Origin of the sequence: Microvirga pudoricolor (genome assembly GCF_016892705.1) — a bacterium.
GTDB classification, from domain to species: domain Bacteria; phylum Pseudomonadota; class Alphaproteobacteria; order Rhizobiales; family Beijerinckiaceae; genus Microvirga; species Microvirga pudoricolor.
This window is the reverse complement of record NZ_JAFEMB010000001.1, coordinates 1,166,409-1,185,971: the sequence shown is the minus strand read 5'-3', so window position 1 is coordinate 1,185,971 and position 19,563 is coordinate 1,166,409. Positions and strand designations below refer to the sequence as shown.

General features: G+C 66.7%; 19 protein-coding genes. 7 read left to right on the top strand and 12 right to left on the bottom strand.

Annotation, left to right across the window (positions count from 1 at the left end; all coding sequences use genetic code 11):
• Window positions 1-117: 117 nt before the first annotated feature.
• From ILT42_RS05445 to ftsE, 3 genes are all read right to left on the bottom strand, one after another.
• Window positions 118-792 (bottom strand): YdcF family protein, encoded by a 675-nt coding sequence (locus tag ILT42_RS05445; RefSeq protein ID WP_204214303.1) that lies wholly within the window; start codon window positions 790-792, stop codon window positions 118-120.
• Window positions 793-948: 156 nt separating this feature from the next.
• Entirely contained in the window at window positions 949-1,962 is a 1,014-nt protein-coding gene (locus tag ILT42_RS05440) for a cell division protein FtsX (RefSeq protein WP_204214301.1), read from the bottom strand.
• Window positions 1,963-1,969: 7 nt separating this feature from the next.
• Window positions 1,970-2,674 carry a cell division ATP-binding protein FtsE gene (ftsE, locus tag ILT42_RS05435; RefSeq protein WP_204214299.1) on the bottom strand — a complete coding sequence of 235 codons (705 nt, stop codon included), beginning with the start codon at window positions 2,672-2,674 and terminating at the stop codon, window positions 1,970-1,972.
• A 220-nt stretch (window positions 2,675-2,894) separates the two neighbouring features.
• On the opposite strand from ftsE, the gene hpt reads away from it, so the two are divergent.
• The gene (gene hpt / locus ILT42_RS05430) at window positions 2,895-3,467 is read left to right on the top strand and encodes a hypoxanthine phosphoribosyltransferase (protein ID WP_204214298.1); all 573 of its coding nucleotides are present in this window, start codon (window positions 2,895-2,897) and stop codon (window positions 3,465-3,467) included.
• Between the two features lie 18 nt (window positions 3,468-3,485).
• On the opposite strand, the gene ILT42_RS05425 is transcribed toward hpt, so the two are convergent.
• Window positions 3,486-3,995, bottom strand: a complete 510-nt coding sequence (locus ILT42_RS05425) for a TspO/MBR family protein (RefSeq protein ID WP_204214297.1) — start codon at window positions 3,993-3,995, stop codon at window positions 3,486-3,488.
• A gap of 153 nt (window positions 3,996-4,148) precedes the next feature.
• Here ILT42_RS05425 and ILT42_RS05420 point away from each other — a divergent pair, with 153 nt between their 5' ends.
• Together ILT42_RS05420 and ILT42_RS05415 are read left to right on the top strand one after the other, a co-directional pair.
• A complete protein-coding gene (locus ILT42_RS05420; RefSeq protein WP_204214296.1) occupies window positions 4,149-5,303 on the top strand; it encodes a trans-sulfuration enzyme family protein in 1,155 nt (384 codons plus the stop codon).
• A 75-nt stretch (window positions 5,304-5,378) separates the two neighbouring features.
• On the top strand, window positions 5,379-7,328 hold the full coding sequence (locus ILT42_RS05415; protein WP_204214295.1) for a bifunctional 2',3'-cyclic-nucleotide 2'-phosphodiesterase/3'-nucleotidase: 1,950 nt from the start codon (window positions 5,379-5,381) through the stop codon (window positions 7,326-7,328).
• Window positions 7,329-7,582: 254 nt separating this feature from the next.
• On the opposite strand, the gene ILT42_RS05410 is transcribed toward ILT42_RS05415, so the two are convergent.
• A complete protein-coding gene (locus tag ILT42_RS05410) occupies window positions 7,583-8,431 on the bottom strand; it encodes a YihY/virulence factor BrkB family protein (RefSeq protein ID WP_229428481.1) in 849 nt (282 codons plus the stop codon).
• A 184-nt stretch (window positions 8,432-8,615) separates the two neighbouring features.
• On the opposite strand from ILT42_RS05410, the gene ILT42_RS05405 reads away from it, so the two are divergent.
• On the top strand, window positions 8,616-9,479 hold the full coding sequence (locus ILT42_RS05405; protein WP_204214293.1) for a DMT family transporter: 864 nt from the start codon (window positions 8,616-8,618) through the stop codon (window positions 9,477-9,479).
• Window positions 9,480-9,632: 153 nt separating this feature from the next.
• Here the strand turns inward: ILT42_RS05405 and ILT42_RS05400 are convergent, their stop codons facing one another.
• The 5 genes from ILT42_RS05400 to ILT42_RS05380 form a co-directional block, all read right to left on the bottom strand.
• The gene (locus tag ILT42_RS05400; RefSeq protein WP_204214292.1) at window positions 9,633-9,797 is read right to left on the bottom strand and encodes a hypothetical protein; all 165 of its coding nucleotides are present in this window, start codon (window positions 9,795-9,797) and stop codon (window positions 9,633-9,635) included.
• Window positions 9,798-9,925: 128 nt separating this feature from the next.
• Window positions 9,926-11,017, bottom strand: coding sequence for a TRAP transporter substrate-binding protein (locus tag ILT42_RS05395; protein WP_204214290.1), 1,092 nt, complete (start codon window positions 11,015-11,017; stop codon window positions 9,926-9,928).
• A 134-nt stretch (window positions 11,018-11,151) separates the two neighbouring features.
• The gene (locus ILT42_RS05390; RefSeq protein ID WP_204214289.1) at window positions 11,152-11,721 is read right to left on the bottom strand and encodes a hypothetical protein; all 570 of its coding nucleotides are present in this window, start codon (window positions 11,719-11,721) and stop codon (window positions 11,152-11,154) included.
• A gap of 139 nt (window positions 11,722-11,860) precedes the next feature.
• On the bottom strand, window positions 11,861-12,595 hold the full coding sequence (locus tag ILT42_RS05385) for a DUF4142 domain-containing protein (RefSeq protein WP_204214288.1): 735 nt from the start codon (window positions 12,593-12,595) through the stop codon (window positions 11,861-11,863).
• A 75-nt stretch (window positions 12,596-12,670) separates the two neighbouring features.
• Complete coding sequence (locus ILT42_RS05380) at window positions 12,671-13,036, bottom strand: winged helix-turn-helix transcriptional regulator (protein WP_204214287.1); 366 nt, start codon at window positions 13,034-13,036, stop codon at window positions 12,671-12,673.
• Window positions 13,037-13,172: 136 nt separating this feature from the next.
• Between ILT42_RS05380 and ILT42_RS05375 the strand changes: the two genes are divergently transcribed.
• Window positions 13,173-13,784: an NAD(P)-dependent oxidoreductase gene (locus tag ILT42_RS05375; RefSeq protein ID WP_204214286.1), complete on the top strand. Its 612-nt coding sequence runs from the start codon at window positions 13,173-13,175 to the stop codon at window positions 13,782-13,784.
• Window positions 13,785-14,107: 323 nt separating this feature from the next.
• On the opposite strand, the gene ILT42_RS05370 is transcribed toward ILT42_RS05375, so the two are convergent.
• Both ILT42_RS05370 and clpB read right to left on the bottom strand, forming a co-directional pair.
• Entirely contained in the window at window positions 14,108-15,730 is a 1,623-nt protein-coding gene (locus tag ILT42_RS05370; protein ID WP_204214285.1) for an ABC-F family ATP-binding cassette domain-containing protein, read from the bottom strand.
• A gap of 348 nt (window positions 15,731-16,078) precedes the next feature.
• Entirely contained in the window at window positions 16,079-18,700 is a 2,622-nt protein-coding gene (gene clpB, locus ILT42_RS05365) for an ATP-dependent chaperone ClpB (RefSeq protein ID WP_204214284.1), read from the bottom strand.
• 191 nt (window positions 18,701-18,891) lie between these two features.
• Here clpB and ILT42_RS05360 point away from each other — a divergent pair, with 191 nt between their 5' ends.
• Window positions 18,892-19,236, top strand: a complete 345-nt coding sequence (locus ILT42_RS05360; RefSeq protein ID WP_204214283.1) for a hypothetical protein — start codon at window positions 18,892-18,894, stop codon at window positions 19,234-19,236.
• A gap of 16 nt (window positions 19,237-19,252) precedes the next feature.
• Entirely contained in the window at window positions 19,253-19,525 is a 273-nt protein-coding gene (locus ILT42_RS05355) for a hypothetical protein (protein ID WP_204214282.1), read from the top strand.
• Window positions 19,526-19,563: the final 38 nt, after the last annotated feature.

Genomic DNA, 19,563 nt, shown 5'->3' with positions numbered 1-19,563 from the left:
GACTTGATCCGAGGGAGGGCTTCAGGTAGCGCTGGAAACATTCCACTCGATCATCCTTCGAGACGAATGGCTTCGCCATTCCCTCAGGATGAGGTTAGGAAAACTGCAAGCGGATGTCTAAAGCGGCTCCGCCACCTGGATCAGCGGATTGCCGCCGCTCATGATCCTGGCGGCCTTGGAATGCTCCGGATCGGACTCGAAGCGGGTGCGCACCCAAACGGCCAGGAGCTTCACGTATTCGGAGAACAGCACCCGGGCCGTGGAGGCGCTGTGCCACCAATCGTGGGGATCGATGGTGGCCGCCACCGAATAGGGAATCTTCTGCACGTTCGGGAAAGCGTGCTCCAGCTCCACCAGGGCGCGGGGCATGTGGTAGTTCGACGTGACCACGATGAGCGAGGCGAAATGGTTGCGCTCGGTCCAGCGGCGGATCTCGATGGCGTTGCCGATGGTGTTGCGGGCGCGGTAATCCAGGTCAACGCAGCAATCGAACAGGTGGCGCTGGCCCGGATTGAGGCGGGAGATCTGCTCCCGGTTGGTCTTCTCGTTGACGCCGGAGATCAGGAGGCGGTCGGCATAGCCCTCCGCCAGGAGGTTGATGGCGTCGTCGATCCGCTGCGCGCCGCCGGTCAGCACCACGATGCCGTCGGCGCCGGTCTCGGGCTTCCGCTCGAAGCGGTCCAGGGAATACACGAAGGCCAGGAATCCCAGCATGGCCGTAAGGGCGAAGACCACCCCGAGCCCGAAGAGCGCGAGGCCTCCTCGGACCAGCCAGGAACGGCGCTTATGCATGAAGGGAGCCACCTGCGAGGCCCAGCCCCAGCCGAGCGCTTCTGCCCCGTTCAACACGTTCGCCGTGTTTATGTTCTGCGACTGAGAACTCATCGTGGTGGACGATACTGCACAATGCGGCGAGGAAGAGGCAACCCATAATCGATGGTTTCAGTATCAACCGGTTTCGTTAAGAAAGCGTCTCACCGTCAGCCGGGACACCAGAGCGGTGATCAGCGCGACGATCAGCGCAATGAAAACAACGATTCCGTAGCCGCGCCAGCCGATGCCGAAGGACCCGAACAGGGCCTCGATCTGGTCGCCGGCGGGGCTCGCCCTCCAGGACCCGGCGAGGGCGCCAAGCAGGATCGTCAGCGCCAGCGCGGCTCCCGCCCCCATGGCGCTGCCGCGCAGGCCCAGCCGGAAGAACCGCCGCTGGAACTCGCGCGCGATGTAATCGTCGTTGGCGCCCACGAAATGCAGCACGTCCACCACCTCGCGGTTGCCCGCCATGGCGCCCCGGGTCGCGAAGGTGACCGCGAGCCCCGCCGCGACCAGGACCAGCACCACGAGCACGACCCCGATGCCGATGATGGTGTTGGCCATGGTGGAGAGGCGCGAGGCCCACAGGGCGTGGTCGTCCAGGGTCGCGCCGGGCACCCCCGCGCTCAGGGCTTGGCGCAAGGCACCGAAATCGGGCTTCACGTCCGGCTGGAGCTTGACCACGATGAGGCGGGGCACGGGCAGGTCGCCGAAATCGAGGCCGGTGCCGAGCCACGGCTCCAGGAGCCGCTCGGATTCGGCCTTGGTGAACGCCTGGGCGCTCTCGATTCCGGGGGTCTGGCGGGCGAGGGAAGCCGCCCTGTCCACGTCCGCGTCGATGGACCGGCCGGTCTGGGGCCGGACCTGGATCGTCACCTCCCGGGCCACGTCCGAGCGCCACTGGGAGGAGCTCGTCGCCACCAGCTCGGCGCCGCCCGCGCACAGGGCGGCCAGGAAGGTCAGGATCGCGATCACGGCCGCGAGCGCCCGGCCGCCCGCCGAATCCACCGGCACCAGGGGGGCGTTGCGCCGGAGCGAGGCGGGCAGGCGCCCCGGCTCGCGGCCGCCAGGTTGAGTTGCCTTGGCGGATGCACCCTTGGGGTGGGAACCATTGGAGTGGGCGCTTGGGGATCGCGGGGAATCGCTCATGCGGCCCCTACTCGTCGATGTGCAGCTGGCCGTCGCCGAGCACGAGGCGGCGGACGTTGAGCTGGTCCATGAGGGAGAAGTCGTGGGTGGCGATCACCACGGAGGTGCCGAGCCGGTTGAGCTCGATGAACAGGCGCAGGAGCCGCCGGGCCAGCGACGGGTCCACGTTGCCGGTGGGCTCGTCCGCGAGCAGCAGCTCCGGCCGCACGATGAGGGCGCGGGCGATCGCGGCGCGCTGCTTCTCGCCGCCCGACAGGACCGGGGGCAGCACGTGCATGCGGTCGCCGAGCCCGACCCAGCGCAGCAGCTCCACCACCTCGGCCCGGTAGCTCGCCTCCTCCTTTCCCTGGACGCGCAGGGGCAGGGCCACGTTCTCGTAGGTGGTCAGGTGGTCGAGGAGGCGGAAATCCTGGAACACCACGCCCATGCGGCGGCGCAGATCCGTGAGCTCCGCCTTGGAGATCTTGGACACGTCCTGTCCGAACAGGGACACGAGGCCCCGGGTCGGGCGCACGGAGAGCAGGATCAGGCGCAGCAGCGTGGTCTTGCCCGCGCCCGACGGGCCGGTGAGAAACTGGAACGAATGCGGCTCGATGGAGAAGGTCAGGTCACGCAGGACCTCGGGGCCCATGCCGTAGCGCACGCCCACATTCTCGAAATGCACGGTGGGCGCCGGGCCCTCGTCGAAATCGCTGTCGTAGAATGCCTTCACGAAGCCCCTGGATCTAGCGCGCCGCGTCGCGGCCGGATTCTCGATTCGCCATGCTTATCCTATGCGGGCCCGGTCGCTGCCAAGGGGCAGGGGGCCCGGAGGCGTGAGGAAATGCCGGATCGGGGCATTTGACGCATCGGTGGGACCTACCCCTGCCTGTTTGACTTCCGCTGCGACCCGTGGTGGTTGGGATGGAACGCATCACTTGTATGGAAGAACGATGAACCAGCCGCCCCGCATCCGGGTCCTGTTCGACGAGAAGGCCATCGCGCAGCGCATCGAGGAGATCGCGCGGGTCGTGGCCGAGTCCCAGCCGAAGAACCTCCTGGTGGTGGCGGTGCTCAAGGGCAGCTTCATGTTCGCGGCGGACCTGATCCGGGCCCTGCACCGGGCCGGCCTCGAGCCCCAGGTGGAGTTCGTGCACCTGTCGAGCTACCGCACCGGAACGGTGTCCACGGGCCAGGTCGAGATCCTGCGCGACGTGGAGAGCGACGTGCGGGGCCGCGACGTGCTGCTGGTGGACGATATCCTCGAATCCGGCCGCACCGTGGTGTTCGCCAAGGACCTGCTCATGGCCCGGGGCGCCCGCAACGTGATGACCGCCGTGCTCCTGGAAAAGCCCGGCAAGCGCGCCGTCACCATCCATGCGGATTACGTGGGCTTCACCTGTCCGGACGTGTTCGTGGTGGGCTACGGCATGGACGTGGCCCATTCCTACCGGCAGTTGCCCTTCGTGGGCGTGCTCGACTTCCTCGACAAGAATCCCGGCCTGTTCGACGAGGCCAAGACCTGAGGCCAAGCCTCAGCTCCCTCAGCGATTCAGATACCAGACGGCGGCATTCAGCGCCGTCGCGTAGGACACCCAGGCGAGATAAGGCACCAGCAGGGCGCCCGCCACTGTATCCAGCGCCCAGAACCGCCGGATCGTCACCAGCAGGGCGGCGATCAGCGCCAGGATGACCGCGAGCCCCGCCATCGGGCTATGGGCGGCGAAGAACGCCCAGGACCAGAGCGCGTTCAGGGCGAGCTGCGCGAAGAAGGCCGTCACGGCGCCGCGCCGTCCAGGGGTGTCGGCGGGCAGCGACAGGATGCGCCAGACCGCATAGGCCATCATCACATAAAGCAAGGTCCAGACCGGCGCGAAAAGCCAGTTCGGCGGCGTGAAGCCGGGCTTCACGAGGGTCGCGTACCAGGTCGGGATGTTCGGCGTGGTGGCGATGCTGCCGAGAAACCCCGCCGCCGCCACGGGCAGCACCGCGATCAGGAAGCGCCACAGGGGCGGCGTCGGCTGATGGTTCAGGGTGACGGGGCCGGACGGCATGGGTTTTCCTGACGCGAAACTTTGCCCCTCATGTTGAGCGATGGCGGGAATCGTCAAGGCGTGCCGTGGGTCTGATTGAAAGGCTTGAGCATTCACCTCTTGCGTTGCGGCACGTTCCGGCGGAGAACCGGGCGCCCTTTCTGGAGAAGCCTCATGTCGTCCCCGTCCTCCCGCTGGTCCAAGCGCAGCCTCGCGGCTCAAGCCATGGGGCATGTGGACCCGGTCACGAAGGCGGTGGTGATGCCGATCCATGTGGCGACCACCTATATCCGCGACGAGGACAACGCCTATTCGTCGGGCTACGTGTACGGCCGCCCCGACAATGCCACCACCCGCGAGGCCGAGGCCGTTTTGGCGATGCTGGAGGAGGCGGAGGCCGGCGCGCTCCTGTTCTCGTCCGGGATGGCGGCGGCCACCGCCGTGTTCCAGGCGCTCAATCCCGGCGATCACATCGTCGCCTCCAAGGTCATGTACTGGGCCCTGCGGAGCTGGCTGATGACGGAGGCGACGCGCTGGGGACTAGGGGTCGATTTCGTCGAGACGGACGATCTTGACGCCCTTAGGGCCGCGGTGATGCCCGGCCGCACCAAGCTCGTCTGGATCGAGACCCCGTCGAACCCTCTCTGGACCATTACGGACATCGCCGCTGCTGCCGAGATCGCCCATGCGGCGGGAGCGCAGCTCGCGGTGGATTCCACCACGGCCTCGCCGATCCACACCCGCCCGCTGAGCCTCGGGGCCGACATCGTCATGCATGCGGCCACCAAGGTGCTGAACGGCCATTCGGACGTGATCGCCGGAGCCCTGGCGGGCCGGAAGGCCGACGATTTCTGGCAGAAGATCGTGTCGATCCGCAAGATGGGCGGCGCGGTTCTGGGCCCCTTCGAGGCCTACCTGCTCATGCGCGGCATGCGCACGCTCCATGTGCGCACGGCGGCTCAGGCCAAGAGCGCCATGGCGCTGGCCGAGCGGCTCTCGGCCCATCCCAAGGTCGCCCGGGTGCTCTATCCGGGCCTGCCCCAGCATCCGGGCCACGACGTGGCGGCGCGCCAGATGGAGAACGGCTTCGGCTACATGCTGTCGATCCAGCTCACCGACGGGGAGGCGGCCGCCGTGAAGACCGCCGCCCGCGTCGGGCTGTGGAAGCGCGCCACCTCGCTGGGGGGCGTCGAGAGCCTCATCGAGCACCGGGCCTCCATCGAGGGGCCCGGCACCCCATGCCCGCCGGACCTGCTGCGCCTGTCCACGGGCCTGGAGGACCCGGACGATCTGTTCGCCGATCTCGACGCGGCCCTGCGGTCCGCCTGAAACGACGTGTTGATCTTGTCATGAAAGTTGTGTTCTCCTGAGACCAAAGAGAACTTTGTTTCAGGGGATCACCTCATGTCGTCCATCAGCATCTCACGCCGCCGCGCCCTCCAGACGGGCGCTGCCGCCGCGGCAGCCGTGGCTCTCCCTCGCGCCGCCTTCGCGGCCGACCCGACCGTGAAGCTTCGCATCCTGGAGACCACCGATCTCCACGTGAATATCTTCCCCTACGATTATTATCGCGACGCGGCCGACGATACGGTGGGTTTGGCCCGCACCGCCACCATCGTGAAATCCGCGCGCGGTGAGGCCAAGAACAGCCTGCTGTTCGACAACGGCGACCTGATCCAGGGCTCGCCGCTGGGAGATTTCATCGCCTACCGCAAGGGCATGAAGCCCGGCGACGTGCACCCCATGGTGGCCGCCATGAACACCCTGAACTACGATTGCGGCACGCTCGGCAACCACGAGTTCAATTACGGCCTCGACTTCCTGCAGAATGCCCTGGGGGCCGCCAAATTCCCGCTGGTCTGCGCCAACGTCACCAAGGCCAACGGCGAGTTGCTGCAGAAGCCCTGGCTCATCCTCGACCGCGAGGTCACGGACGAGGCGGGCGCCAAGCAAAAGATCAAGGTGGGCGTGATCGGCTTCGTGCCGCCGCAGATCGTGCAATGGGACAAGGCCCATCTCGACGGTAAGGCCACCACGACCGACATCGTGGATGCGGCCAACAAGCATGTGCCGGACCTCAAGAAGGCGGGCGCCGATATCGTGGTGGCGCTCTGCCATTCCGGCATCGCGGGCGGCGAGCGTAAAGGGGGCGAGGAGAACGCGGCGCTCTTCCTGTCGAAGGTCGACGGCATCGATGTGATTCTCACGGGCCATCAGCATTTCACCTTCCCGGGCGGCAAGGAATTCGCCAACATTCCGGGCGTGGATCCCCAGAAGGGCACCCTCAACGGCAAGCCCGCCGTCATGGCGGGTTTCTGGGGCAGCCACCTCGGCGTGATCGACCTCGACCTCGTGAAGGAGGGCAATGCCTGGAAGGTGGCGGACTTCAAGACCGAGGCGCGCCCGATCTACGACCGCGTCGACCGCAAGGTCGTGCCGAAGGTCGAGTCGGAGGCCGCCGTGATGGCGGCGGCGCAAGGCGATCACGACGCGACGCTGAAATACGTGCGCGAGCCGGTCGGCACCACGGCGGTCCCGATCCATTCCTATTTCGCGCTGATCTCCGACGACGCCTCGGTGAAGATCGTGGCCGATGCGCAGACCTGGTATCTGGCCGACCAGCTCAAGAACACGCCCTACAAGGACCTGCCGCTCCTCTCGGCGGCGGCGCCCTTCAAGGCGGGCGGGCGCGGCGGCCCGAACTACTTCACCGACATCAAGCCCGGCCCGCTCGCCATCAAGGACATGGCGGACATCTACATCTACCCGAACACCGTGCGGGCGGTGAAGATCACAGGAAGCCAGGTGCGCGAGTGGCTGGAGCGCTCGGCGGGCATCTACAACCAGATCGACCCGGCCAAGGGCGGCGAGCAGGAGCTCATCAACCCAAAATTCCCGGCCTTCAACTTCGACGTCATCGCGGGCGTCCAGTACAAGATCGACCCGACGCAACCCTCGCGCTACGACAATGACGGCAAGCTGGTCGCCCCGGATGCCCATCGCATCAAGGACCTGACCTACAAGGGCGTGCCCGTGAAGGACGACCAGGAATTCGTGGTCGCCACCAACAACTACCGCGCGGGCGGCGGCGGCAACTTCCCCGGCAACGACGGCAAGACCATCGTGTTCGAGGCCCCCGATCTCACCCGCGACGCCATCATGCGCTACATCGTCGAGCGCAAGGAAGTCTCGCCCAAGGCGGACGGCTCCTGGTCGCTCGTGCCGCCCCCGTCGAGCGTCACCACGGTCTTCGTCACGGGCCCGAATGCAGCCGCCTACCAGCCCGCCGGCATCAAGGTGGAGAAGATGGGCGACGCGCCCGAGGGCTTCATCAAGTACCGCATCGCGGGCTGAGCGTTTTGCAGAGCATGGAAAGGGCCGGGCGATTGCCCGGCCTTTTTCGTTCTCCGTTCCGCCAATCCCACGACCTCATCCTGAGGGCCCGCGCAGCCATTCGTCTCGAAGGATGGTCCAGTTGGCACTGGAAACACTCCGCTGGAGCCCTCCTTCGAGACGCCGCTAACGCGGCTCCTCAGGATGAGGGCGAGAGTGTTCGATATGGTGCTCAGGCTCCTCGGGATGAGGTCGGCGGGAGGTGGGATCCTGTCTTAAGGCGCCTTGATCACGTCGTTGAACGGGGCCGTCGCGGCCTCTTTGTGCAGCCGCCGCCGCTTGGCGATGATGATGGTGCCGTTCAATTCGCCGCCGAACAGGAAGATGGCGCCCAGCGTATAGAGGAAGATCAGCGCCACCATGGCGGTGGCGAGGCCCCCGTAGGTGGACGCGTAGGCGCCGGGATAGAATTCCAGGTACCATCCGAACGCGATGCCGCCGAGAAGCCACAACAGGAGGGTGACGCCCACCCCCGGCAACACGGACCAGAGCGTTCGCCGCCCCGCCGGCACGAGCTTGTGGGCCGCGAGCAGGCCGGACACGATGACCAGGGTGGCGACGCCGAACCGGAACAGGTCCACCACGTTCCCGAAGGTCTGGAGCGCCGGCACCCAGCGCAAGGCCGCCCGCCACACGAAGGGCCCGAGCACCACGAGGAGAGCCAGCGCCAGCATCACGAAGGCGCCGCCGATGACGAAGGCGATGGATTCGAGCCGCGTCAGCCACCACGCGCGGGTCTCCCGCAACCCGTAGGCCCGGTTGAGGCCCACCCGCAGGCTCTCGACCCCGCTCGACGCGAAATAAAGCGCGAGCACCAGGCCGAGGGTCAGCACGTCGCTGCGCCGCCCCGTGAGGATGCGGTGCACCTCGTTGGCGATGGGCTCCGCCACCTCGCGCGGCCAGGCCTCCAGGATGATGTCGGCGGCCTCGTCCGCCAGGGACCCGGTGCCGAACAGGCTGGCCAGCGCCGTGAGCAGGATCAGGAACGGGAAGAACGAGGTCAGCACCGAGAGCGCGATATGGCTCGCGATCGCCCAAGCGTCGTGCATGACGAAACGGTGCATGGTGATGCCGAGGATCTCGGTATAGAGGCGCAAGCGTCGCAAACAAACTCTCCGGCAGGGGGAGATGGCGCTTGGGGCAGCGCCGGCAAGCCGTGCCCCGTCGGGGAACTCCGTCCTCAGCACTATTGAACAAGGACGATCTCCGCAATTGCCCCGGCGCCGGAATGGTCCTAAGCGTCGGGCCATGCCGTCCGGTCCTCTCACCCGCCTCGCCCCGCCGCTTTTCGTGCTCATCTGGGCCACGGGGTTCATCGTGGCGCGGCTCGTGGCGCCTCATGCGGAGCCCCTGACCTTCCTGTTCGTGCGCTACGTGCTGGCCGGGGCGGTGCTGGCCGGGATCGTGCTGGCCGCCGGAGCGGCCTGGCCCAGGGATGCCCGGACGTGGCGGGACGGCATGGTGGCCGGAATCCTGCTCCACGGATGCTACCTCGGGGCGGTGTTCTGGTCCGTGCGCCACGGCCTGCCAGCCGGGATCTCGGCGCTCGTCGCGGGCCTCCAGCCGCTGGTGACGGGCATGCTGGCGGGGCCCTTGCTGGGAGAGCGGGTCACGCCCCGGCGCTGGCTCGGCATCGGCATCGGATTCCTGGGCGCCTGCCTCGTGGTTGCGCCGAAGCTCGGAACGGACGTGCCACCTGTCCCCCTGCTGGTGGCCGTGTTCGGGATGCTGTCGATCACGCTGGGAACGATCTGGCAGAAACGCACGGGGGGCGGGGTGGACCTGCGGGTGAACGCGGTCATTCAATATCTGGGCGCCGCCCTCGTGACGCTGCCGGTGGTTCTGCTCACGGAGCAATGGAGCTTCGATTTCACCCTGCCGCTCTGGATCGGGCTGATCTGGGCGGTATTCGGGCTGTCGATCGGAGCGATCGGGCTGCTGCTGTTCCTCATCCGCCAGGGAGCGGTCGTCGGGGTCGCGACCCTCCTCTATCTGGTTCCTCCGGTCGCGGCCCTAATGGCTTACGGGCTTTTCGGCGAAACGCTCACTGTCCTGCAGATCGTCGGCATGGGTGTTGCGGCGCTCGGGGTGGCGGTTGCGAGCCGGGCTTGAGAGCCTCCTCACCCGACACAACCTCACCCTGAGGAGCCGCGAAAGCGACGTCTCGAAGGAGGGTCCAGAGAGCACTGGAACCATCCTTCGAGACGAACGTCTTTCGCCATTCCCTCAGGATGAGGTTTCGCAAACTAGAATGCGGCAGGGCAACTACTTGGTGATCTTCACCGAAACCGGATCGCTTGCCGGGAAGGTCTCCTCGACGCCGTGGTCGAGCTTGTCGTCGAGATTGTCCTTCGAGTTTTCCGGCAGCTTCTTGTCCTTCTCGCCGCCTTCCTTCTGAGAAGCCTGCTCGTTCTGCTTCTTGTCCTGCATGTCGCGTCTCCAAGCTGGGCCGCCTCGAGCCCTTCCCGGGGTCAACGCGCTAAGCGGGACTCCGATCCCTGCAACGGAAAAGGCGGCGCATCCCGGATGCGCCGCCTCTGCATGGGAGGGACCCAGTCTCAGCGCGGCTGCGCGGCCTGGTTGGACGTGAACACGTCGAACGGCAGCTCGGCGATGCGGAACCAGGTGGACTCCTTCTCGCGGAAGGCGTTCCAGTTGTCGTAGATCTTCTTGAACTTGGGATTGGTCGCGGCAATGTCGTTGTAATGCTTGTAGGCTTCCTTGTAGGAGGCCTCCATCACGTCGCGCGGGAAGGATTTGAGCACCGCGCCCTGCGCCACGAGGCGCTTGATCGCATCCGCGTTCTCGGCGTCGTACTTCGCCATGCAGGCCGCGTTGGCCTCGGCGCAGGCGGTCTCCAGGATCGCCTTGTAGCTCGCCGGCAGCGCGTTCCACTTGTCCAGGTTGACGAAGACCGACGGTTGGGCCGATCCCTCCCAGAAGCCCGGATAATAGTAATATTTCGCGACCTTCACGAAGCCGAGCTTCTCGTCGTCGTAGGGACCGGAGAACTCCACCGCGTCGAGGGTGCCGCGCTCGAGCGCCGGGTAGATGTCGCCGCCCGCGAGAACCTGCGGCACCACGCCGAGCTTCTGCATGATCTGGCCGCCCATGCCCGCAATGCGGAACTTCAGCCCCTGCAGGTCGGCGACCGAGGTGATTTCCTTGCGGAACCAGCCGCCCATCTGGGCGCCGGTCTGCGCCGCCGGAATGGACGTGACGTTGTAGTCCTTGAGAAATTCGCGGATGAGCTGCAGCCCGCCGCCGAATTGCTGCCATGCCTGATGATGGCGCACGTTCATGCCCCACGGCACGGACGTGTCGAACATGAAGGTGGGGTCCTTGCCGATGTTATAGCTCGACAGGGTGAAGCCGCATTCGACGGCGCCGTTCTGCACCGCGTCGAAGACCTGGAGGCCGCCCACGATCTCGCCAGCCGCGAAAACCTGGATCTGGAACTTGTTGTCCGTCATCTCCGCCACCCGGCGGGCCACGTGGGCGCCGGCGCCGAAGAGCGTGTCGAGACTCTTCGGGTAGGCGGAGGGCATGCGCCATTGAAGGGTGGGCTGGGACTGGGCGATGGCGGGGGACGCGACGGCGCCGGAGACGGCAGCCAGTCCCGCGCCCTTCAGGATCGTTCTTCTATCCATGGCATTTCCTCAAGCTTTCGGATCGTTCGGTCCCACGATCCATAAGGCCGAGGCGCTACCCTGTCGATGTGCCTTCCGTATAGGACCGGGGGAAGCTTTCGCCTCCCCCGGTCAAGCTCTCGTGTGTCCGAACCTCAGCCCTTCGAGCCTTCGCCGCCCGTGGAACGCTTCGCCGGCTTCCCGTCCCCCGTGGACGAGGTGGATTTGCCGCCGGCCTGGCTGGCAGTGGGGTGGCCGCGCACCAGCATGCCTTTGGGAACGTCCACGATATTGCCCGGCGCCGGAACCCGCGCCCGGTCCATGGCCGACCCTCTGGGCTGCACCCCGGTGGAGGCCTCGGTCTGGGCGGCCCGCTGGGCGGGGCTCTTGAGGGCCGTCGTGGGCACGCTCTCGGCGATCTCCTCGTTGGTCAGGGTCAAACGCACCGGTTCCGACCCATCTTCCGGCAACTCGTTGAAACCGTGAATACCGGCATTCGACCCGCTTTTGACGCGATCGCCTTCCGGGTCCACCAGGAGATCGGGATCGATCTTCTTCGAGGCGCCCATGAGTCCCGTGGCCTTGGCGGCCGCACGCTTGGTGTCGCCCGCCGCATTGCGGGCCGTCGGACCGGCGATGAAGTCTTCGCTTTCGTCGGCGGCCAACTCGTCGAGAACCTCGTCCACGTCCGGCTCGGGAACACTTCCGCGTTTATCGTTCGCCATCGTTCGGCTTCCTCTCTTCGGCTGTTGGCGGGCCACATGCCCGCATCATGAGAGGGCAACGCCCCGTCCGGGGCAGGCGTTCCGGCCCCGCGACGATCGCGGGGCCTCCACCGCGACGATCGCGGGGCCGGGCTTGGTCTTAGCGGCCGAGTTCCTTCTGCAAGTCCTGGAGCATGGTGATGTGCTCCTTGATCTGGCCGCTCGCGAGCTTGGCAACGTTCAGGGCCTCACGATTGCCGCTCGCGTTCTTCATGTAGGTCTCCTGGACGGCCAAGAGCTTGCGGTGGCCGTCGATCTGCGCCGCCACGTAGTCCTTGTCGAAGGCGGCGCCCGGCTGGGCCTTGGAGAGCTTCTCCATCACGGCCGCGTCCGCGGCGGGCAGCTCAGGGGCCGTGGAGGCGGCTTGGCGGGCCCCCGGCGAGGTCGAGGCGGTGCTCGACGGTTCGGAGAACGAGCGCATCACATCCGCGAGCGTGTTCTGCTCGGCCACCTCGAAATTGGCGAATTCCTTCACGCGCGGATGCTGCGCCTTGGCAAGGGCGAAGTTCGATTGCTGCAGGGAGACGGTTCCGGCCGCCAGCGTTTGCTGGACGTACTGCATGTCGGCCTGACTCTGCTGCTGGCCCATCTGGGCGGGCGCGCTGGCGTTCTGGCCCTGGCGCATGGGCGTGCCGGTATCCTGTGGGGCGCCGCCCTGCTGAACCCTCTGCTCGCGCTGCGCCGCATTGGCGCCGAGGCCCTGGTTCACCTGGGTCTCAGCCGGCTGGGGCGTGGCCGGCTGGGTGATGCCTTGGTTCTGCGTGACCCCCTGGGCGAAGGCCGGGGCGGCCATGATGGCGGCGATGAAGCCGGCTGTGACGAGACGACGGGACATGAAGCGTTCTCCTGCTGGGAATGGCAGGCCAACGTCCCCGCGACTCGATTGTTTCGCGTGTCCCGATAAAGAGGTTCAGCCCCGCGCCGTGCGGTCGTATAGCTTCTGGGCGTCGTTCACGGCGCTCATGTGGGTCTCGGCCCAGTGGATCAAAGGATCGATGGTGCGGGTCAACGTTTCACCCAGCGGCGTCAGCGAATATTCGACCGTCACCGGTACGGTGGGGATGACCTTGCGCGCCACGAGACCGTCGCGCTCCAGCTTGCGCAGGGTCTGGGACAGCATCTTCTGCGAGATGCCTTCGATCAGGCGACGCAACTGGTTGAAACGGATGGGGCCGTCATTCAGCAGGCTGAGCAGCAACACCGTCCACTTGTCGGCGATGCGGTCGAGAAGCTGCCGGGTCGGGCAGGTGGCCGCGTAGGGGTTGGGTGCATCCATGGCGCGCTCGCTCCATCGGAGGCCCAGATCCCGCTAGGGTTTCTCAGCGGTAACCAGGTGAGCCTCAAGTGCCTTCTTTACAGTAAATCACCAAATCGCCATCAAGTCACTTCTGGTAACCGACGAGGACAAGACGATGAAAGTGGCATTGATCGGAGCGACCGGCCATGTGGGCTCCCGGGTTCTGGCCGAACTTCTCAGCCGAGGCCATGAGGTGACGGCGATCGTTCGCAACATCGACAAGGTGCCCGCCCGGCCGGGCGTGACGCCGAAAGCCGGAGACGTGTTCGATCGGGACGGCCTCGCCGATCTCATGCGGGGTCACGACGTGATCATCAGCGCTGTGCATTTCAGCGACAGCGATCCGGAGCTCCTGATCGCAGCCGTCCGCCAATCCGGCGTGCCGCGTTATGTGGTGGTCGGCGGCGCCGGAAGCCTCAAGACTCCATCCGGCGCGGCGCTCGTCGAGACGCCCGGCTTCCCGGAAGCCTATCTGGCGGAGGCCCGGAAAGGCGGCGCGTTCCTGGAGCGGTTGAAAGCCGAGCCCGGTCTGGCTTGGACGTTCCTGTCACCGTCGGCCGTGATCGCCCCCGGCGAGCGCACGGGCCGTTTCCGCCTCGGCCAGGACGACCTCCTGCTCGACGCCGACGGCAACAGCCGCATCAGCACGGAGGATTACGCGGTCGCCCTGGTGGACGAGGTGGAGACGCCGAAACACGTCCGGCAGCGGTTTACGGTCGGGTATTGATCGATGCGACGTTTGCGCGCTCCGACTGTGTCGGCCCCCCGGTCGCGAAGCGATCGGGTGGGCGTTGAAAAGTCGGAGCACGCAATCGGTCCCTCAGACGCAGACCCCTCTCCCGTCATGCCCGGCCTTGAGCCGGGTATCCACGCACCCGCGTCTCAAGACGTGGGTGGCCGGGTCAAGCCCGGCCATGACGGCGGTGAGAGCTGAAGGCTGCGCCCACCCGGTCGTTCAACCCAATCTCCATTCCCTGACAGCCCCCTTGGGGGAAAGGAAACCGCCGCAGATGTGGCCTCTCCCACATCGTGAGGGCAGGCGACGGCCGCCTAGTGCCGCAGGCCCGGCGCCTCCTGGCCGGTGCGCGCCACGTATTCCGTGTAGCCGCCGCCGTATTGATGGATGCCCTCCGGGGTCAGTTCGAGCACGCGGTTGGAGAGCGCCGCCAGGAAGTGGCGGTCGTGGGAGACGAACAGCATCGTGCCCTCGTAGCGCGCGAGCGCGTCGATGAGCATTTCCTTGGTGGCGATGTCGAGATGGTTCGTGGGCTCGTCGAGCACCAGGAAGTTCGGCGGATCGTAGAGCATCTTGGCCATGACGAGGCGCGCCTTCTCGCCGCCCGAGAGCACCCGGCACTTCTTCTCCGCGTCGTCGCCCGAGAACCCGAAACAGCCCGCCAGCGTGCGCAGCGAACCCTGGCCGGCCTGCGGGAACGAATCCTCCAGGAACTGGAACACCGTGCGGTCGCCCTCCAGCACCTCCATGGCGTGCTGGGCGAAATAGCCCATCTTCACGCTGCCGCCGACCGCGACCGTTCCGTCGTCCGGCGCGGTGGTCCCGGCCACCAGCTTGAGCAGGGTGGACTTGCCCGCGCCGTTGACGCCCATCACGGCCCAGCGCTCCTTGCGTCGCACGGAGAAGTCCAGGCCCTCGTAGATGCTGCGGCTGCCGTAGCGCTTGTGCACCTTCTTGAGGTGCACCACGTCCTCGCCGGAGCGCGGCGCGGGCAGGAAGTCGAAGGCCACCGATTGGCGGCGCTTGGGCGGCTCGACGCGCTCGATCTTGTCGAGCTTCTTGACGCGGCTCTGCACCTGCGCGGCATGGGACGCGCGGGCCTTGAAGCGTTCGATGAACTTGATCTCCTTGGCCAGCATCGCCTGCTGGCGCTCGTACTGCGCCTGCTGCTGCTGCTCGTTCATGGCGCGCTGGGCTTCGTAGAATTCGTAATCGCCCGAATAGGTGGTGAGCGTGCCGCCGTCGATCTCCACGATCTTGTTGACGATGCGGTTCATGAAGGCGCGGTCGTGCGAGGTCATGAGCAGCGCGCCCTCGTAGCCCTTCAGGAACTCTTCGAGCCAGATCAGGCTCTCCAGGTCCAGGTGGTTGCTCGGCTCGTCGAGCAGCATCGCGTCCGGGCGCATGAGCAGGATGCGGCCGAGCGCCACGCGCATCTTCCAGCCGCCCGAGAGCGCGCCCACGTCGCCGTCCATGGTCTCCTGGCTGAAGCCGAGGCCCGCCAGAACCTCGCGCGCCCGGCTGTCGAGGGAATAGCCGTCGAGCTCCTCGTAGCGCGCCTGCACCTCGCCGTAGCGCTCGAGGATCGCGTCCATCTCGTCCATGCGGTCGGGATCAACCATGGCGGCCTCCAACTCCTTCAGCTCCGCCGCGACCGCGCTCACCGGACCGGCGCCCTCCATGACCTCCGCCACGGCGCTGCGCCCCGCCATCTCGCCCACATCCTGGTTGAAATACCCGATGGTGATGCCGCGATCGACCGAGACCTGCCCCTCGTCGGGCTCCTCCTCCCGGTTGATCAGCCGGAACAGGGTCGTCTTGCCCGCGCCGTTGGGCCCCACGAGCCCCGCCTTCTCGCCCTTCTGGAGGGTTGCGGAGGCTTCGATGAACAGGATGCGGTGGCTGTTCTGCTTGCTGACGTTTTCGAGACGAATCATGGATCTTCGGGCCTGAGGGAGTTTGCGGCGGCCTTATCATGGGAGGGGGCCGGGGGCGAGGTTTGGTGACTGCGGCTCATTGTTGACGGCCACAACCTGCTCTCCTCCCCACGGATATCGGGCTTGTCCGATATGCGCTTCCAGGTGCGCAAGTTGGAAACATCCGAGTTGCGATGGGGAGGAGTTGGAGGTGGGGGTGTGGGCTCCGGACCCATCAAGGACTGGTGCTCACACCCCCACCCCGGTCGCTGACGCGACTCGACTCTCCCCACAAGGAGGAGGGAGAAACCGCACCCAACAGAAAGGCCGGGATCGCTCCCGGCCTTTTGCTATCTTCAACAAACCGACTTAGTTCAGCGGCACGCCCGCCGGGCGCTTCTCGGCCTTGGTGACCGCGATGTCGCCCAGGGTCAGGCCGAGCGGGCCCGCGCGCACCGGCACGGTCTCGCCGTCGTGGATGTCGCCAGCCAGGATCGCCTCGGCCAGCGGGTCCTGTACGTTCTTCTGGATCACGCGCTTCAGGGGACGCGCCCCGTAGGCGGGGTCGTAACCCTTGTCGGCGAGCCAGTCGCGGGCCTCGGGCTCCACGTCGAGGGTGATCTTGCGATCCTCCAGGAGCTTCTGCAGGCGACCGATCTGGATGTCCACGATGGCGCCCATCTCGGACCGCTTCAGCCGGTGGAACAGGATGATCTCATCCACGCGGTTGAGGAATTCAGGCCGGAAATGCGCGCGCACCACGCCCATCACCTCGTCGCGCACCACGTCCGTATCCTGGCCGTCGGGCTGGTTCACGAGATACTCGGAGCCCAGGTTCGACGTCATGATGATGAGCGTGTTGCGGAAGTCCACGGTGCGGCCTTGCCCGTCCGTGAGGCGTCCGTCGTCGAGCACTTGCAGCAGGACGTTGAACACGTCCGGATGCGCCTTCTCGATCTCGTCGAACAGCACGACCTGGTAGGGCCTGCGCCGCACGGCTTCGGTCAGGGCGCCGCCTTCCTCGTAGCCGACATAGCCCGGAGGCGCGCCGATGAGGCGGGCGACCGAGTGCTTCTCCATGTATTCCGACATGTCGAGGCGCACGAGCGCGGTGTCGTCGTCGAACAGGAAGCCCGCGAGCGCCTTGGTGAGCTCCGTCTTGCCGACGCCTGTCGGCCCGAGGAACATGAACGACCCCATGGGCCGGTTCGGGTCCTGCAGTCCCGCGCGCGCCCGGCGCACGGCGGTGGAGACGGCCTCGACCGCCTCGCGCTGGCCGATGACGCGGCGGCCGATCTCCTGCTCCATCTGAAGCAGCTTCTCGCGCTCGCCCTCGAGCATCTTCTCGACGTTCACGCCGGTCCAGCGGGAGACCACCTGCGCCACGTGGTCGGGCGTCACCGCCTCCTCCATCATGCCGCCGCCGTTCTCGGCCGCTTCCGTTTCCGACAGCTCCTTTTCCAGCTCGGGGATCTGGCCATAGGCCAGCTCGCCGGCGCGCTGGTACTGGCCCTGGCGCTGCGCCGCCGCGAGTTCGTTGCGGGCATCCTCCAGCTTCTTCTTCAGCTCCGCGGCGCGGCCGAGCTTGTCCTTCTCGGCCTTCCAACGGGTGGTGATGACGGAGGAGCGCTCCTCGAGATCGGCGAGCTCCTTCTCCAGGCGGCCGAGCCGGTCCTTGGAGGCGGAATCGGTTTCCTTCTTCAGCGCTTCGGCCTCGATCTTCAGGCGCACGATCTCGCGGTCGATGGAGTCGAGCTCCTCGGGCTTCGAGTCCACCTGCATGCGCAGGCGCGAGGCCGCCTCGTCCACCAGGTCGATGGCCTTGTCCGGCAGGAAGCGGTCGGTGATGTAGCGGTTCGACAGGGTGGCGGCGGCGACCAGTGCCGAATCCGCGATGCGCACCCCATGATGCTGCTCGTACTTCTCCTTGATGCCGCGCAGGATCGACACCGTATCTTCCACGGTGGGCTCGCTCACGAAAACGGGCTGGAAGCGACGGGCGAGCGCGGCGTCCTTCTCCACGTGCTTGCGGTACTCGTCGAGCGTGGTCGCGCCGACGCAGTGCAGCTCGCCGCGGGCCAGCGCGGGTTTCAGGAGGTTCGATGCGTCCATGGCGCCGTCGGCCTTGCCTGCGCCGACCAGCGTGTGCATCTCGTCGATGAACAGGATGATGCCGCCCTCGGCCGCCGTCACCTCGTTCAGGACCGCCTTGAGGCGCTCCTCGAACTCGCCGCGATACTTCGCGCCGGCGATGAGCGCGCCCATGTCGAGGGCGAGAAGCTGCTTGTCCTTCAAGGATTCGGGCACGTCGCCGTTGACGATGCGCAGCGCCAGGCCTTCCACGATGGCGGTCTTGCCGACGCCGGGCTCGCCGATGAGCACCGGGTTGTTCTTGGTGCGCCGGGACAGGACCTGGATCGTGCGGCGGATCTCCTCGTCGCGGCCGATCACCGGGTCGAGCTTGCCGTCGCGTGCGGCTTCGGTCAGGTCGCGGGCGTATTTCTTCAGCGCGTCATAGGCGTTTTCGGCCGTCGCGTTGTCGGCGGTGCGGCCCTTGCGCAGCGCGTTGATGGCCGCGTTCAAGCCCTGCGGCGTCACGCCGGCCTGGGCCAGAATCTTGCCCGCGTCGCTGTCCTTCTCCATGGCGAGCGCCAGCAGCATCCGCTCGACGGTCACGTAGGAATCGCCCGCCTTTTCGGCCGCCTTCTCGGCGTTGTCGAAGAAGCGCATCAGGTCGCGAGTGGCCTGGGGCTGCGCCGCGGAGCCAGAGACCTTGGGCTGCTTGGCGAGCCATTGCTCGACCGCCGCATGCGCGTCGCGGGAGCGGCCGCCCGCCCGGTCGATGAGACCGGCGCACAGGCCTTCGGGATCGTCGAGCAGCACCTTCAGCAGGTGGCCGGGCGACAGTTGCGGATGACCCTCGCGCATGGCGAGGTTCTGGGCCGCCTGCACGAAGCCGCGCGCACGCTCGGTGTATTTTTCGAAATTCATGTGTTCATCCCCTCTCGGGCCCGCCCGCCCTCCCTGAGGCACGAGCCGACCCTGCGATGTCGGGCCTCCCCGTGGGAGCACCCGCTAGGGTCAAGGTAGTGTTGCTCATCCGCCACAACAAGAGGTGAAACGCCAGGGAACCGCACCTTTTCCAGGGCATTGACCCCCAACAGGTGAGGAGACCATCCCCGATGGGCAACACACACGATCCGCGCACGGAGGCCGAGAAGGCCCGGGCCGATCTGGCGCGCAACTCCGAACTCGGCATGGCCGTGCCGGAGAGCCCGGTCGAGAGCCGGCCCTCGGTCACACCACAAACCTTCGGCGATCATTCCGACCGGGCCTACCTGACCGAGGACGACCAGGCCCGTACCGGCACGGACGGCGTGGAGGCGGGCGGTCGCGATCGGGAGATCGGCGATTCGACCGGCACCGACCTCACGTCCGAGGACATCCCCGTCCGCCCCGGCGAGGTTCCCGCGCCTCCCGTGCGTCGAGGCGATGACGAAGACGTGCTCTCGCGGGCCAAGGAATAAGGCAGAGGATACTCACATGGGTTTTTCAGACATGATTTCGAAGATGGCGCCTGGCAAGCGTCGGGCCGAGAAAGCCAAGGCCGCCAATGCGGAGTTGAGATCCAATGCCGAAAAGGCGTTGCGCATGAAGCAGGAGCACGACGAGCACACGCCTGTTCCGCCTCACCGCACCGCTCACGAGGGCATGCAGGCCAAGACGGGGCAGGCGGATCCCGGCCGCGCCCGTGAGACGAACTTCACGACTCAGATGGGCCGGAGTGCCGGAGGTCGCGCGGGCGACGCCTCCTGAGCCTTGCAATAAGCCACGGAAGGAGCCCGCCTCGCGCG

Excerpts from the sequence above, each read along its gene's own strand:
- ILT42_RS05445 (WP_204214303.1), bottom strand. The coding sequence starts at position 792 with ATGCATAAGCGCCGTTCCTGGCTGGTCCGAGGAGGCCTCGCGCTCTTC.
- ILT42_RS05440 (WP_204214301.1), bottom strand. The coding sequence starts at position 1,962 with ATGAGCGATTCCCCGCGATCCCCAAGCGCCCACTCCAATGGTTCCCAC.
- hpt (WP_204214298.1), top strand. The coding sequence starts at position 2,895 with ATGAACCAGCCGCCCCGCATCCGGGTCCTGTTCGACGAGAAGGCCATC.
- ILT42_RS05425 (WP_204214297.1), bottom strand. The coding sequence starts at position 3,995 with ATGCCGTCCGGCCCCGTCACCCTGAACCATCAGCCGACGCCGCCCCTG.
- ILT42_RS05420 (WP_204214296.1), top strand. The coding sequence starts at position 4,149 with ATGTCGTCCCCGTCCTCCCGCTGGTCCAAGCGCAGCCTCGCGGCTCAA.
- ILT42_RS05415 (WP_204214295.1), top strand. The coding sequence starts at position 5,379 with ATGTCGTCCATCAGCATCTCACGCCGCCGCGCCCTCCAGACGGGCGCT.
- ILT42_RS05410 (WP_229428481.1), bottom strand. The coding sequence starts at position 8,431 with ATGCACCGTTTCGTCATGCACGACGCTTGGGCGATCGCGAGCCATATC.
- ILT42_RS05405 (WP_204214293.1), top strand. The coding sequence starts at position 8,616 with ATGCCGTCCGGTCCTCTCACCCGCCTCGCCCCGCCGCTTTTCGTGCTC.
- ILT42_RS05400 (WP_204214292.1), bottom strand. The coding sequence starts at position 9,797 with ATGCAGGACAAGAAGCAGAACGAGCAGGCTTCTCAGAAGGAAGGCGGC.
- ILT42_RS05395 (WP_204214290.1), bottom strand. The coding sequence starts at position 11,017 with ATGGATAGAAGAACGATCCTGAAGGGCGCGGGACTGGCTGCCGTCTCC.
- ILT42_RS05390 (WP_204214289.1), bottom strand. The coding sequence starts at position 11,721 with ATGGCGAACGATAAACGCGGAAGTGTTCCCGAGCCGGACGTGGACGAG.
- ILT42_RS05385 (WP_204214288.1), bottom strand. The coding sequence starts at position 12,595 with ATGTCCCGTCGTCTCGTCACAGCCGGCTTCATCGCCGCCATCATGGCC.
- ILT42_RS05380 (WP_204214287.1), bottom strand. The coding sequence starts at position 13,036 with ATGGATGCACCCAACCCCTACGCGGCCACCTGCCCGACCCGGCAGCTT.
- ILT42_RS05375 (WP_204214286.1), top strand. The coding sequence starts at position 13,173 with ATGAAAGTGGCATTGATCGGAGCGACCGGCCATGTGGGCTCCCGGGTT.
- ILT42_RS05370 (WP_204214285.1), bottom strand. The coding sequence starts at position 15,730 with ATGATTCGTCTCGAAAACGTCAGCAAGCAGAACAGCCACCGCATCCTG.
- clpB (WP_204214284.1), bottom strand. The coding sequence starts at position 18,700 with ATGAATTTCGAAAAATACACCGAGCGTGCGCGCGGCTTCGTGCAGGCG.
- ILT42_RS05360 (WP_204214283.1), top strand. The coding sequence starts at position 18,892 with ATGGGCAACACACACGATCCGCGCACGGAGGCCGAGAAGGCCCGGGCC.
- ILT42_RS05355 (WP_204214282.1), top strand. The coding sequence starts at position 19,253 with ATGGGTTTTTCAGACATGATTTCGAAGATGGCGCCTGGCAAGCGTCGG.